Source organism: Paenibacillus sp. MER TA 81-3 (assembly GCF_023713585.1).
In the GTDB taxonomy this organism is placed as follows: Bacteria; Bacillota; Bacilli; order Paenibacillales; family Paenibacillaceae; genus Paenibacillus_B; species Paenibacillus_B profundus.
The window spans coordinates 34,445-48,625 of sequence record NZ_JAMAWB010000010.1 but is presented as its reverse complement, the minus strand read 5'-3'; the positions used below and the strand labels follow the sequence as shown (position 1 = coordinate 48,625).

General features: G+C 51.6%; 12 protein-coding genes. 7 read left to right on the top strand and 5 right to left on the bottom strand.

Features of this window, described 5'->3' with window-relative positions; genetic code table 11:
- Nucleotides 1-11 precede the first annotated feature (11 nt).
- From pruA to M3650_RS15850, 3 genes are all read left to right on the top strand, one after another.
- Nucleotides 12-1,559: an L-glutamate gamma-semialdehyde dehydrogenase gene (pruA, locus tag M3650_RS15860; protein WP_251576172.1), complete on the top strand. Its 1,548-nt coding sequence runs from the start codon at nucleotides 12-14 to the stop codon at nucleotides 1,557-1,559.
- Nucleotides 1,560-1,822: 263 nt separating this feature from the next.
- Nucleotides 1,823-4,156 (top strand): glycosyl hydrolase, encoded by a 2,334-nt coding sequence (locus M3650_RS15855; RefSeq protein ID WP_251576170.1) that lies wholly within the window; start codon nucleotides 1,823-1,825, stop codon nucleotides 4,154-4,156.
- A 173-nt stretch (nucleotides 4,157-4,329) separates the two neighbouring features.
- Complete coding sequence (locus M3650_RS15850; protein ID WP_251576168.1) at nucleotides 4,330-5,313, top strand: phosphotransferase; 984 nt, start codon at nucleotides 4,330-4,332, stop codon at nucleotides 5,311-5,313.
- 135 nt (nucleotides 5,314-5,448) lie between these two features.
- On the opposite strand, the gene M3650_RS15845 is transcribed toward M3650_RS15850, so the two are convergent.
- From M3650_RS15845 to M3650_RS15835, 3 genes are read right to left on the bottom strand one after another with little or no spacing between them, the layout of a single operon-like run.
- Nucleotides 5,449-6,825 (bottom strand): extracellular solute-binding protein, encoded by a 1,377-nt coding sequence (locus M3650_RS15845; protein ID WP_251576166.1) that lies wholly within the window; start codon nucleotides 6,823-6,825, stop codon nucleotides 5,449-5,451.
- A 53-nt stretch (nucleotides 6,826-6,878) separates the two neighbouring features.
- Nucleotides 6,879-7,784 carry a carbohydrate ABC transporter permease gene (locus M3650_RS15840; protein WP_251576164.1) on the bottom strand — a complete coding sequence of 302 codons (906 nt, stop codon included), beginning with the start codon at nucleotides 7,782-7,784 and terminating at the stop codon, nucleotides 6,879-6,881.
- Nucleotides 7,785-7,797: 13 nt separating this feature from the next.
- Nucleotides 7,798-8,631, bottom strand: a complete 834-nt coding sequence (locus M3650_RS15835) for a carbohydrate ABC transporter permease (protein ID WP_483311754.1) — start codon at nucleotides 8,629-8,631, stop codon at nucleotides 7,798-7,800.
- Nucleotides 8,632-8,878: 247 nt separating this feature from the next.
- Between M3650_RS15835 and M3650_RS15830 the strand changes: the two genes are divergently transcribed.
- Complete coding sequence (locus tag M3650_RS15830; RefSeq protein WP_251576160.1) at nucleotides 8,879-9,727, top strand: AraC family transcriptional regulator; 849 nt, start codon at nucleotides 8,879-8,881, stop codon at nucleotides 9,725-9,727.
- 29 nt (nucleotides 9,728-9,756) lie between these two features.
- Here the strand turns inward: M3650_RS15830 and M3650_RS15825 are convergent, their stop codons facing one another.
- The gene (locus M3650_RS15825; RefSeq protein ID WP_251576159.1) at nucleotides 9,757-10,455 is read right to left on the bottom strand and encodes a hypothetical protein; all 699 of its coding nucleotides are present in this window, start codon (nucleotides 10,453-10,455) and stop codon (nucleotides 9,757-9,759) included.
- Between the two features lie 444 nt (nucleotides 10,456-10,899).
- Between M3650_RS15825 and M3650_RS15820 the strand changes: the two genes are divergently transcribed.
- Together M3650_RS15820 and M3650_RS15815 are read left to right on the top strand one after the other, a co-directional pair.
- Entirely contained in the window at nucleotides 10,900-11,052 is a 153-nt protein-coding gene (locus tag M3650_RS15820) for a ParB N-terminal domain-containing protein (protein ID WP_251576156.1), read from the top strand.
- A gap of 5 nt (nucleotides 11,053-11,057) precedes the next feature.
- On the top strand, nucleotides 11,058-11,975 hold the full coding sequence (locus tag M3650_RS15815; protein ID WP_251576154.1) for an extracellular solute-binding protein: 918 nt from the start codon (nucleotides 11,058-11,060) through the stop codon (nucleotides 11,973-11,975).
- 215 nt (nucleotides 11,976-12,190) lie between these two features.
- Here M3650_RS15815 and M3650_RS15810 read toward each other — a convergent pair whose 3' ends face one another.
- A complete protein-coding gene (locus M3650_RS15810; RefSeq protein ID WP_251576152.1) occupies nucleotides 12,191-12,490 on the bottom strand; it encodes a hypothetical protein in 300 nt (99 codons plus the stop codon).
- Nucleotides 12,491-12,634: 144 nt separating this feature from the next.
- On the opposite strand from M3650_RS15810, the gene M3650_RS15805 reads away from it, so the two are divergent.
- Nucleotides 12,635-14,101: an ABC transporter substrate-binding protein gene (locus M3650_RS15805; RefSeq protein WP_251576150.1), complete on the top strand. Its 1,467-nt coding sequence runs from the start codon at nucleotides 12,635-12,637 to the stop codon at nucleotides 14,099-14,101.
- Nucleotides 14,102-14,181: the final 80 nt, after the last annotated feature.

Here is a 14,181-nt window from a genome sequence, read left to right as displayed (position 1 = left end):
GAGGCGCAATTATGACTATGGTAGAATACCGCAATGAACCGTTCACTGATTTCTCGCAGGAGGCAAACCGCAAAGCGATGCAACAATCGTTGGAGCGGATCGGAGAACAACTTGGCCGTACTTATCCACTTACGATTAATGGAGAGAAAATAACGACGGAGAAGCTCGGCACGTCGATTAACCCCGGCAACACCGATCAGGTCGTCGGGTTGATGGCGCAGGCTGATTCGACGCTGGCCGATCAAGCGATTGCCGCGGCGGATGCCGCTTTCCAGCAATGGCAGTATGTTAGCCCTGACGAACGCGCAGGCTACCTGTTCAAGGCATCTGCCATTATGCGCCGCCGTAAATTCGATTACGCGGCATGGCTCGTATACGAAGCGGGCAAGAACTGGGCCGAAGCGGATGCAGACGTAGCCGAAGCGATCGATTTCCTGGAATTCTACGGCCGTGAAATGATTCGCCTGAGCGGTCCGCAACCGTTGACGCCGCTTCCGGGAGAGGATAACCGGCTTACCTATATTCCGCTCGGCGTCGGCGTTGTTATTCCGCCGTGGAATTTCCCGCTCGCCATCATGGCCGGCATGACATGCGCAGCCATCGTATCCGGCAATACAGTCGTGCTGAAGCCGGCCTCCACCGCTCCGGTCATCGCAGCGAAATTCGTCGAGCTGATGGAGGAAGTCGGACTGCCTGCGGGCGTACTCAACTTCGTGCCGGGCTCCGGCGGTGAAATTGGCGACTTCATCGTCGATCACCCGCGGACACGGTTCGTATCCTTCACCGGTTCACGCGATGTCGGACTACGCATCAATGAACGCATCGCGAAGCCTGCGAAGGGGCAGATCTGGATCAAACGTCTCATTGCGGAAATGGGTGGCAAGGACGGCATCGTCGTCGACCAGTCGGCGAACCTAGAGGAAGCCGCAACCGCAATCGTCCAGTCAGCCTTCGGCTTCCAAGGGCAGAAATGCAGTGCAGGCTCGCGCGCAATCGTTCATCAAGCGGTGTACGACGAGGTACTGGAGCTCGTCATTGCGAAGACAAAGCAGCTTACCGTAGGTCCAGCCGATGAGAACTTCGCCATCGGTCCGGTCATCGATGCGAATGCATACGGCAAGATTCGCGAATATCTCGAAGTCGGCAAAACGGAAGGCCGCCTAGTCGCCGGTGGAGACATTGCGGAAGGCAATGGCTATTATATTCAGCCGACCGTCTTCGCCGATGTCGAACCGACCTCGCGCGTCATGCTGGAAGAAATCTTCGGTCCCGTGCTTGCGGTATGCAAGGCAGACGATTTCAAGCAGGCCATTGATATTTTCAACAATACGGAATATGGCTTGACCGGCGCAGTGTTCAGCCATAACCGCGAACACCTGGAGTACGCCAGACAACGCATGCATTGCGGCAACCTATACTTCAACCGCAAATGTACGGGCGCACTGGTTGGTGTGCATCCATTCGGCGGCTTCAATATGTCTGGTACGGACTCCAAGGCGGGCGGACGCGATTACTTGCTTCTGTTCACGCAAGCGAAGCTCATATCAGAGAAATGGTAACGGACTCTTTCTATCTCTTATGAACGGTACTCTCACCTGCACGGCAGCATCTTTGCCGTGCAGGTTTTTCTCATGCCCGCCTCTGTCGAACAGCCCCGGATACCGCTGGACCATGTTTGCAGCCCTTCCGCTCGGACAGGTCTGAATGCCGCTAAAGAAAGCATATACTGGATCATAATTTCCCACATGCAAAGCGAGCACCAACCCTATCTATGCAGGCTGTCGAACGATTGCATATTATCGCCACACAAAGGAGGGAACTTATGAAAACAAAGGGCTTCGCCCTTATGCTTGCAGCATGCCTTGTCTTGTTGACGTCTGTGCCCCTATCCGCGTTCTCGGGAGAACAGCGGCTCGGTTCAGGCTCCTATTCTACGCTGCCGCCTAACGGAACCAAAAACGCGCAGACAGGCCTATACCAGACCAGCCGGATTTCCGGTGCCATGCCAACGAACCGCTGGTGGAGCAGCTTGGCATGGAATACATACTCCGAGGCCCAATATCCTCACCCGCTTGCAGTCAAGAATGAAGCGAACGGAATGAGCGTTTATGCTCCCGGCCCGCGCATTGCCGCACATCCCGCCTGCATTTGCGGCACGATGAGCGACACACCCGACTTCACCGTAGGCCATACAGGCGCCTCTTCATTCACAGCAGCCTCAGTAGACGGTTACAGCGATTGGTTCGTCAATGCGCGCTACGAAGCCGGAAGCCGATCCATGAATGCCTCATACGGACTTGGTTCCCCCTATGTGTACTTCACGTTTCATGGCGGCAGCCCACAGCTCTCCTTCACCGCCTCCCCGACTATATGGTCGGGTGATGAGCAAGCTTCCGTGCTCGGCATTACAATCGACGGCGCGCATTACGGGCTATTCGGACCTTCCGGAGGCACATGGGACGGCATTGGCACGGACACGCTGACGAATCGCCTGAACGGGAAATCATACTTCGCCATCGCCGCGCTGCCAGACAATCGTCCGGATACGCTGGAGCAGTTCCGACGCTATGCATACGCCCATGTCACAGATACGAAGGTGGCTTGGTCATATAATGCGGATAGAAGCGAGGTCCAGACGACCTACACGTGGACGACGTCGGTGAAGGAAGGTGCCGAGCAGGGCACTATCTTCGCATTGTATCCGCATCAATGGAAGCATACCGATGCTGCACTGCTGCCTTACGAATACGACAGCGTCCGCGGGGTGATGAAGACCGGGGCCGGGAACAGCTTGCGCACCGCAATGAAGTTCACGGGCGTGCTCCCTTCACTTCCATTCAAGCTTAGTGTGGATGAACGCGCTGCACTGCAAGGATATGTGGATGAGGCGCAGGCCGAATCCTATTCGGGTGCGTCCGGCACGCATCAGACCGGCAAACGTCTGGGCAAGCTGGCCGCTCTCGCGCCGATAGCCGAACAAGTCGGTGATGCCGCAGCCACGCAGCAGTTCCGCTCTGACATGAAGGGCATTCTGCAGGATTGGCTGAAAGCAAGTGACGACACAGAGCGTCTCAAACGTTCCAATCTGTTCTATTATAATGAACGATGGGGCGCCCTCATCGGCTATCCAGCGGAGAACGGCTCCGACACGGAATTGAACGACCATCATGTGCAATATGGCTACTTCATCCGGGCAGCGGCTGAAATCGCGCGCATTGATCCAGATTGGGCCAGCGACGACGAATGGGGCAAGATGGTCAAGCTGCTCATTCAAGATATCGCCAATGCGGACCGCAGCGACACGCGCTTTCCGTTCCTGCGCGGCTTCGATCCGTATGCCGGGCACTCGTGGCAATCGGGCCGCGGCCAGTTCGCCGACGGCAATTACAACGGATCGCCTTCTGAAGCGATGAACGCATGGTCGGGGCTTATTTTGTGGGGAGAAGCGACAAGTGATACCCGGATACGCGACTTGGGCATTTATATGTACACGACGGAAATGAATGCGATTAGTGAGTATTGGTTCGATGCCTACGAGGCGAAGCAGCGGCAAGATTTCTCCCGCACCACCGCCAGTATGGTGTGGGGCGGCAAGACGACGAGCAGCGGGTGGTCGGACCGACCGGAGCAATCGTACGGCATGAGCTGGCTGCCCATCACCGCGGCTTCTCTCTATCTGACGCACCGTCCGGATTACGCCGACAGGAACTATGCGGCGCTGTTGGCGGAGAACGGAAGCATAAGCTTCAATCTCTGGGCAGACATCGTCTATATGTACCGCGCAGCCTCCGATCCCGAGGAAGCAGCAGCGTTATTTGATGCTCTTGCCGAGGCCATGACACCGGAGGCAGGCAATTCCAAGGCGAACGCCTATTACTGGATTCGCAGCTTGAATGTGCTGGGGCAGGCCGATCCGGCGGTGAGCGCCGACTATCCGCTCTACGCCGTATTTAATAAAGACGGAGCAAGGACGTATGCCGTCTACAACATGACGAACCGGGCCAAAACCGTCACATTCTCTGACGGCACACAGGTGAAGGCTGAGCCTTCAGCCTTCGGCATCGCCTCCGTCGGAAATGGCAGCATCGATATCGTCCGCCCAGAACCGGATGACGGCGAGTTTCACATTCTCCCCGTTCCCCCTCATATGGAATAAAACAGTATCACGCTGCATATGACAGCTTCTGAACGCAAGGCACACACGTGTTCACTCATAAGCACCCCCATGCAGCACCCCATCGGGGTGCCTCTTTTTTGCAGGAATGTATATTCCCAATGTCGAAAATAAGAAGGCTAAACCGATAGCGTCCAAGAAAGGGATAAGAAGCCATGGAGCAACGAAAGCAAATTGATCCTCTGTTAATCGAATTAGCAGACATCTCTAAGCCGTTATTCGGCTTGCAAATCGAGTCTTGGCAGCCAATCGCTCGCGGTTGGCTCAATTTAAAATGGAAAATCACAACGGAGCAAGGGGAATTCGTGTTAAAGAAATACCATTCGAACCGATTCAAAAATGTTGAGGTGCTTACTCGTGCATTGCAGCAGCAGCAAAGGCTGCATGAAGCAGGCATTCCGTGTCCCAAATTGATGGCCGATAAGGGGCGGCTTCTTCACGCTTCCTCTGCGAACGAACATTTCATCATCATGGATTACTCCACTGGAGAAATCGTTAAACCAGGCCATTTCAACCGACAGCAAATGGTTGATTTCGGCTGTGTTACTGGTAAAATCCATCGAGTCTTGAATGATGGGACACTTGGCATGGAAAGCGAGCCGCAATTTGTTCCTCCTGAACGGAAGGAAAGAATGCTGCATTGGCAGAATGCGCTCGTGGAGGCGCAGCACAGTAAAAACAGGCAAATAGCAGCCAACATCGAATTGCAAATGAACGTAACAGAAACGTTGGACCTTGACGCTTTTTCCGAGTGTAAAACAGGTTGGGCCCATCGTGATCTATGGGTGGATAACCTGCTGTTTCACAAAGATCGAGTGTCGGCGGTTCTCGATTTTGATCGGCTCCACTTTGAGTATCCTGAGATCGATGTGGCGCGGGCCATATTGTCATGCGTATTGCATCATGGACATTTTCACCAAGAGCTTGCCTCGGCATTTCTTGAAGGTTATCGGACGGAGGCTGATTTTCCTTCCGGATCGTTAGTCCGCGCATTGCGCTTGCTTTGGTATTTGGAGAGCATATGGTGGATCAGCGCCAATATGGAGAAGCATAATGCCGTTCAGACCCGATTTGCAGAGGAAATGCTGTGGTTAGCCCATAACAATGAGCAGCTTCCGTTAATATTGGGAGATATATAGCTGCGTATACCCTAACCGCACATGGAACATAAAAAGGCGTACGATCCCATCGTCAGAGATCGTACACCCCATTGAACTAGAAGTTCATCGCATAAACAGTTAACTTTGCCAGGCTTTTCAGGCAAGGCTTAGGCTTTACTGCTCCGCCGACCATTTCTCCGCATCGTTCTGCAGGTCGGACAATGTTTTGCCGATATCGGTCGGGTTGCCATTCGCCGCTTGGCTGATGAACCCGTTGATGACCGGCACCATGCGCGTATTGTAGAACGGATTCGCCTCGTCGAGCAAGTTCTTGCGCGCGATATCCGCGAGTTCCATCGCCTTGGCCGTATAAATGTCCTTCTCGTCCACGAAATCGGCCTTCTTCAACGTTGGCGTAGCCAAGGAATTTTCGTAAAAATACTTTTGCGTCTCGTAGCTCGTCAAAAACTTCATCACTTCCCATGCCGCCTTCTCATCCTTCACCTCCTTCGCCATGACAATCGGGTCGACGGCAACCCAGCCTTCCCCGCTCGGCCCCATATTCAACACAGGCACGAAGCGTTCGACCAGGGCGGCGCTGCCAGAGCTGCGGAATTCGTTGAACGCCGCCCCGCCGCTCGAATCGATGGCAATCGCGATGTTATTCTCCTCCATGCCGAAGTTCTCCGCTCCCTGCCCATTAATGAAGGCTTTCGGGGCTAGCGGCGCGGCTTCCTTGAACCATTCGATCACCTTTGTCATCTCTGGCGTATTCAGATTCCATTTCAAATGTTTCAAGTCGTTGAGGCTGCCTTCGACGCCGTTGACGTTATACGCGTAGGACAACGCCACAAAGGTGGATTGATTCAAGCTGTTGCCGCTGAACCAAAGGCCGTAATTTTGCTTGCCCGTCTTCGGATTTTTGCCCGTCATCTTTTTCGCCTTCTCCAATATTTCTTCTGGAGCTGGATTCGCGGATAACGGTTCGACGCCCCATTCTTCGAACATCTGCTTGTCGTAGACGACCATCCGTTTGCCAAGAATGATTGGAATGCCGAATTGCTTCGTCCCATCTAAGGAACGCACGCTGAAGGAGTTCTTGAAAACGCCTTCCAAATAAATGCCCGGATCGAACGATTTGTCGTTCGCGATGAGGTCATCAATATCCCGAATCAACCCCTGCTGGTAAAATTGATTCGCATAAGCTCCACCCGTATATATCAGATCGACGTCCTTCGAGAGCAGCATCGCTTTCTGCTTCGCCATCGCATTCTCCCATGGAATCTGTGCCACTTTCAGCTCGATGTTGGGGTACATCTTCTTGAATGTGTCCTGAATATATGGATTGAAGCCGATCGTCTTACGTCCGGTCAACGTATCGACGCCATTTTCCATCGCCCAGCCCGCAACCGCAACGCGAACCGTGCCCGTGATGTCCGATACCTTTTCAATCTTCCGGTCTCCGCCGCCGCCAGAATTCGCGCCGCCTGAACACGCACTGACGAGCAGTGCCATGGACATGAAGAGACAAAGCCATACCGATTTTTTCATACCGTTTCCCCTCCGTTCATTACCTGCATCATACAAGACCGTTTTTCCTCGCATTATTGCTTGATGCCCGATAAAGCGATGCTTTCCACGATATATCGCTGTAGGAACAAGTACAGCACGAGCACCGGAAGCAAGCTTACCGTCGTTGCAGCCATGATGATAGCCGGCATCCGGTTCAGACCTTGATTGTATGTGAACATTGCCAACCCGAGCTGAATGGTGTACTTTCCCGCGTCGCTCAAGACGAGCAAAGGCCACAGCAGGTCATTCCATACTCCGAGAAACTGCAAAATGATAATCGTTGCCACAATGGGTGTACAAAGCGGAAAATAAACCCTCCAGAACACGGTACCTTCCCTTGCTCCGTCGATAATGGCCGCTTCGCGCAGCGTATTAGGCAATTGGTCGATGAACTGCTTCGCGAGAAACGTTCCGAATGCATAGTTCAATGCCGGCAAATAGAACGCCCAATAGGAATCGAGCAGGCGCAGCTTGTCAAACAACAGATATTGCGGAATCATCGTCATTTCGAACGGTATCATCATCGTACTGAGCGCCACGACCAAGACGAATCCGGCACCTCTAAACCGAATCTTAGATAATGCATAGCCAGACAACAGTGCGGATAGCAAGCTGACGATGATGACGCCGACGGCGACGATGATGGAATTCAAAATGTATTTCAGCATATCGATATTAAGAAACGCAACTTCGTACGTGCGAATGGAAAATTGTCTCGGGAATAGCCGCGGCGGAAATGGAATGTTCAGCCGGGCCCCCCAATCGAAGCTAGTGATGAGCATCCATAAAAAAGGGACGATCATGACGAGCGATCCTAATGAAAGGACGGTCACAAGGAATATACGGCCCATGCGCTGATTGCGCTGCTTCGAAGGATGACGCGGGGACCGCCCCGGTCGGACAGGCTTATTCGCGTTCCAGGAATTGTGTTCTGCCATCCCGTGGCCTCCTCTAATCGATGTCATGACGGCGGTTCGTGCGCAGAATGAGCACCGTCAAAATCAGGATTACGATAAACAGCAGGTACGATGCGGCTGTCGCCAGTCCCATCTGATGCCCGATGAAGGCCGTTCGATAAATGTACAGAACCGAGGTGAGCAGCGTGCCATCGGGATTGCCAGCCGTTCCGCCGATGAGCCATACATCGGTGAAACGCTTCATGCCGCCAATCGTGCCCATCACTACCATGAACAGAAATACCGGGCGCAAATACGGAATGGTAATATAACGCCACTTGCGAATCCCGTTCGCGCCGTCCACCTCCGCCGCCTCGTACAAATCTCGCGGCACGCTCTGCAAGGCGGCCAAAAAAATGATCGTATTGTAGCCGAGCGCCCCCCACATGCTCATAAGCACGATGCTGAAGCGCGAGAATGTCGGATCGGTGAACCAGCCGACCGGTCCGAGCCCAATTTGTCCGAGCAGGAAGTTAAGCAAACCTTCTTCCCCGGGGTAGAACAGGAAGGAGAACAGAATGCTGGTCGCTACGGCGGAGACGACATTCGGGAGAAAGTAGACACTTTTGAAGAAGTTTCTGCCGAATGTCCATGGCAAGCTGTTAATCAGACTCGCCAACACGAAGGAGACGACGATGCCCGATACGACGGACAAGACCCCCATGAACATCGTGTTGTATAGAGACCGCCAGAACACAGAGTCGGACAAGACGATGCTGTAGTTGTGCAGACCGACCCAATGGCCCATAATTCCGTTTGTCTGTTGGAAGCTCATGAACAGCGCCGCGGCAATCGGGTAGATCGAGAAGCTGATAATGCCAAGCAGCATCGGCGTGGCGAACAAGAAACCGATGCGATCGTTGCGTGTCCATCTTCTCTTCCGGATCTGCTTGCGGCCGGAGATGGCGTTCACGTTGGCTGACAAATCATCACCACCTTAAGTTCAATTCAACGGCAGGTTGTCACCTCTCATTTCACGGGTCTGAGAGGTAACAGCTTTTGTTAATCATGTAAGCGGATACAAATAATTATAGGTTGTTCCTGGGCGAGGTGAAATGACCTTTATGTTCAATTTCATGGATTATATAATCCGGGAGGCTCAATCACGTGTTTCCGCATTTACTGACGGCTCATCCCGCCGCATTCAGTCTTTGTCTCTGCTGGAATGCGGACGAATCCGGCATAACGATGGCAAATATGAGCAGTTAACGAGCGCGTGTTGGATATTCTTGATAGTAGAACGTGGAACGGGCAGCTACCGATACAGGAGTGGCACGGATCGGCCGGTGCGTCCGGGGTCGTGCTTTCTAATCCCCCCAGGAGAAGTATTCGACCTTAATCCGTCTGGCGGGACAGGGTGGGAGCTTGCCTATGTGCTGTTTTCAGGGGAAAGAGGGCAGGAGATCTGCGGCTATTTCGGGGCGGATCGGATTTGGCTAGTGGAACCGGACGGAGCATGGCGGCGGCAGCTTGAACAAATCAACGGCATGCTGGAATCCGCATCCCCCGCGTTCGCCGAACGGGCTGCTCTCTTGTTCGAGTTCATGCTGTTCGACATGTCGCTCCACTATGATAATGGTTCGGCCTCTCCCCTTCCTTCATCCGACAAAGCGGCCATTCTAGATGCAGTGGGCCAAGCCATCTATACGCCAATTGACGACAATATGCTTGCCGCCAGCTTGAATATGTCCGTTCCGACGCTGCGGCGCAAGGTCCGACAGTATACCGGATGCGCTCTCCATGATTACTGGCACCGTCTGAAAATGGAAGAAGCCAAGCTGCTTCTGACGCACAGCCCGGCTTCGGTAAAACAAATCGCAGCGCGATTGTGCTACGAGGATACGTATTATTTTTCAAGACTGTTCAAAAAAATCGTCGGGCTGTCCCCGCTGCACTACCGCGAGAAGGACAAGCCGCAGCGATAGTAATTCCATAAGCAACGCTCCTCTGCTGCTCACAGCATGCGATTTCTTCTTATCAAATACGTTAGCGCAATTACAACAGCCAGTAATACGGCCAAGCTCCAAGTCACTTTGAACAGCATATCTGGGGTGTCCTTCGATTCGAGCGGTATGATATTATCATCATTTAATTTGGGCCTAATTAATTGCTGTACCCCATCCCGGCTATACCGCAGCGCGGCTTCATCCATCTCTGGCGCGATTCGAACGGCGGCTCCATTGTCATATTTCCCGGTAATGACGTCATTTTCAAAGTGGAAGGCAAGCGGAGTCCCACCGCTATTTATGTAGTATTCGAGCGCCTTATAATCTGGATTGGATTCAGAACCGGTCAATCTGGCTTGGCCGTCTTCGATTACCAACGGATACAGGCCCCACTTCGTGTCGTACGAGTGCTCTGATTCATCCGCCTCATCCAGTGAAAGCAACGCCGTATCCTGCACGGCCAACTGTTCCCATTGTGCATCACAGCATGTCTGGTTGACAGTAATGATATGACTCGTGCGGATCCCCGATACGATATACATCACGTGAACCTGCAGGGAGGTGTCGTCCATAGCGGTGATTCGGCCGATAACGAGCGTTTCCTGATCATGATGAGTCAAGCGGTGGAGAAGGTCGGCTCCTTGTACCGGTGAAATGAGAGCAACGCTTAGCAAGAGAAAGATGCAGAGCGATATGATCTTTTCCACGGGATACCTCCTGTGCGAAAAAAATGAAAATGCATTTCTAGCGATATCGATAACTATGATTAAACGACACATTTTCCGTATTATACCATATAGTAATAGAGATTGCTGGAAATAAGAACTTCTGAAAATAGAGGGTGCGCTTATTAACCCTTTTACCCACTATCCCAACTATTCAGATAATGAGCACAATATGGAATCTCCGATCGGCCAAGCTCAACCGCTCCTCACTGAAGTGATTAGCCCATTCCTTACGGTTACCGATATTCCACCATCCTCACAACCATACTTTTTCGCGTTCCGCTCATGATATAACGGTTTATCCCATGCTCGCTATAGTCGTAATTCCAGCATAAAGGAAAAAGCTTAAAACCAAATGAGCGGCTTATTCATCTAATGAGTGCAAGATTCTCCCTGCGACAATCATAACAAGCAGGAGGACATACGGTGGCGAAGACGAGCAGTACATACGCCAACAATATACCGACATCTTCGAATATACGAATGGCGGCATTTCCATCGACATCGTTCCCGCCGTCGATACGAGCGGATATCGCTATGCCGATCCGGCAGAGAGGGACAAAAACCCCGATCCCGTAGAGGAAATGCGGAAGCTTATGACTGGAGCCAATCCGGTAGATGTCGTCATTCTCGATACGGACGCATTTCAGGAAATCGTCCGCGATGGGAATTTAAAACAACTGGATCCGCTCATCCAAAAGGACAACTTCGATACTTCGGATATTATTCCTTCCGTCCTGGACACGATTAAGACAATGGGGGACGGAAACATCTACGGACTGGCGCCAACATTCTCGTCAAATGCATTATTTTACAACAAAACGTTGTTCAAAGAAGCTGGAGTCGAGCCGCCGTACGACAACATGACGTGGGACGAAGTATTCGATCTGGCGCGCATGGTCGCCAATGGCGAAGGGAAAGACCGTACATTCGGCTTCGGCTTCAACAGGTATCCAGGCGACAACGCATTCTGGAGCGTGTCGGACTACGTGAAGCCGCTGCAAATGCGGCTTTTTGACGACAAGGCCGAGCGAATGACAATCAATACGCCGCAGTGGGAACATGTATACGGCACGCTCGCGAAGCTGTCCAAGGATCATGTACTGCCCGGCCAGAATGACGATATGGAAAGCAGCGGCGAGTACGGTCCGCTGAACCACGACCTGTTCTTGTCTGGAAGAGTGGCCATGATGCTCGGATATTACGGCTATACTTCGGAGCTGTTAGATGCCAGCAAGCATGCAGGCAATATCAAAGGCCTCAATATGCCGGAATGGGATGTCGTCACAGTTCCGCATCATCCGGAAGCGCCAGGCATTAGCAGCGGCATGAGCTTCAACACCATAACTGCCATCAATACAGAGGAGCAAAATCCAGATGATGCCTGGAAATTCATACAGTTCATCAACAGCGAGGAATGGGCAAAAATCAGATCCCGCTCCAGCCATGAGATGGTATCCCGCAAATCGTATATCAAGCCGAAGGAAGGGCTGAACTGCTGAAAGAATGGGAGACGAAAGGGAATGCCCTGCTGTTGGCCATCAAGAAAAATCCGAACGGCCCCATTGGCAAGGACGATGATATCATGAAAGGGGTATATGGGGATTAATGGAGGGTTTAAAAACAAAAAATTCACAATACAAAATTCTGTATATCAAAAAGACATCGAGCCGTAGTGCTCCATGTCTTTTTTACATTCCACCCGTGTTAAAGCGGCCTATGCATTCTGGTTCATCTGCTGCTTGGCTGCCGCCAATAGCTGCTCGAACAAATCGTCATCCTCTTCGAGAAGTTCATCCATCGCAAGCATTTCTTCTTCGTTTCCGGATTGTTCGGTGAAGTTCAAGCTATAGTCCCACTCTTTCCCTTTCTTGCTGAAAAACGTAATTTCGTACGTAGATGAAAAACGATCGTGCGTAAAGACGACTTGTCCTGCATAGGTGCCGTCTTCGCGCTGACTCATGTTCGCCTTTACGATATTGAACTGCATACCTGATCCCTCACTCGTTATAGTCATAATTCCATTATAAAAGAAAAAAGGCAAAACCAAAAGCGCCGCTCACTCATCTAATAAGTGTCACCATTATGCCTCCGAGGAACGTAACAAGAAGAAGGACAAGCAATCATTGCCAAAACAAAAGAATGGAGAGGTAGAAAAAGAATGAAGAAACGTAACAAACTGATGCTGCTGACATTATCTATGATGCTGCTCATCCCGCTCTTGACGGCATGCGGCGGAGAAGCGAAGCAGAACGAGCAGGAGCGCACGCTCCGCATCGGAGTATTGTACGGCGGCGGAGACGAGCAGCACATACGCCAAGAGTATACGGACATCTTCGAATATATGAACGGCAACATTTCGATCGAAATCGTTCCTGCCGTCGATACGAGCGAGTACAACTATTCCGATTCGGCTGGTCCTGACCCGACAGAGGAAATGCGAAAGCTGCTTACCGGCGCCAATCCGGTCGATGTTGCCATCGTGGACAGTGATTCATTTCAGCAATATGTCCGGGATGGACAGTTCAAGCAATTGGATGCGCTGATCCAAAAGGATGGCTTCGATACGAGCGACATCATTCCTTCCGTTATGGACACCATCAAAATGATGGGAGACGGCAATATTTACGGATTGGCACCGACCTTTTCGTCTAAAGCATTGTACTACAATAAAACGTTGTTCCAGAAAGCCGGAGTCGAGCTGCCAACCGACAGCATGACGTGGGATGAAGCATTCGAGTTGGCCCGCCGAGTCGCCAATGGCGAGGGAAAAGACCGGACATACGGCTTCAGCTTCGACCAGTATCGATGGGGGACTGCTTTTTATGGCGTTGCCGATTATGCTGGGCCGCTGCAGCTGCGCACGTATGACGACAAGGCTGAAAAGATGGCGATCAATACGCCGCAGTGGGAGAAGGTATACGACACAATTGCAACGCTGTCCCAAGATAATATAATGCCTGGCCGAAAAGATGATGACAACGGCGGCAGCCTCGGCGAGGGACGTTACAATCCACTGGACCACGATCTGTTTTTGTCAGGAAAAGTCGCAATGATGATGAACTACTACAGCTATACTTCGGAATTGTTCGACATAAGCAAAAATGCAGGCAAAATCAAAAACTTTCAAATGCCCGAATGGGATGTCGTCACCATTCCTCACCATCCGGAAGCGCCAGGAATAAGCAGCGGCATGCGCTTCGACTCCATTATGGCCATTAATACGCAAGCGCAGAATCCGGATGACGCTTGGCAATTCGTACAGTTTATCAACGGAGAGGATTGGGCAAAAATCAAATCCCGCTCTACCTATGAGTTGGTGACTCGCAAATCATTTATTAAACCGAAAGAAGGAATGAATTATAATATCCAGTCCTTCTATGCAATGAAGCCGGCTCCAGGCAATCCCGCTGAAGAGAAGCTTCATCAGAAGTATAGAAATTTATGGATTGTTAAGAACTCAGCCGAAGAACTATTCAAAAAAAGGATAGAAGGCAAATTAACGACGGCCGACATGCTAAAGCAATGGGAGACAAAAGGGAACCAATTGCTGCCAATGATTAAAAAGAATCCGAACAAATCGATATTCGGAGATGAGGCTGTACAGAAGGCAGTATATGGGGATTAATTGAATACGAAAAAATGCTTCGCACCGCATTCCGGTCGGAGCATTTTTGGGGTTGAAATGAAGTCATGAAACGAAAGTGT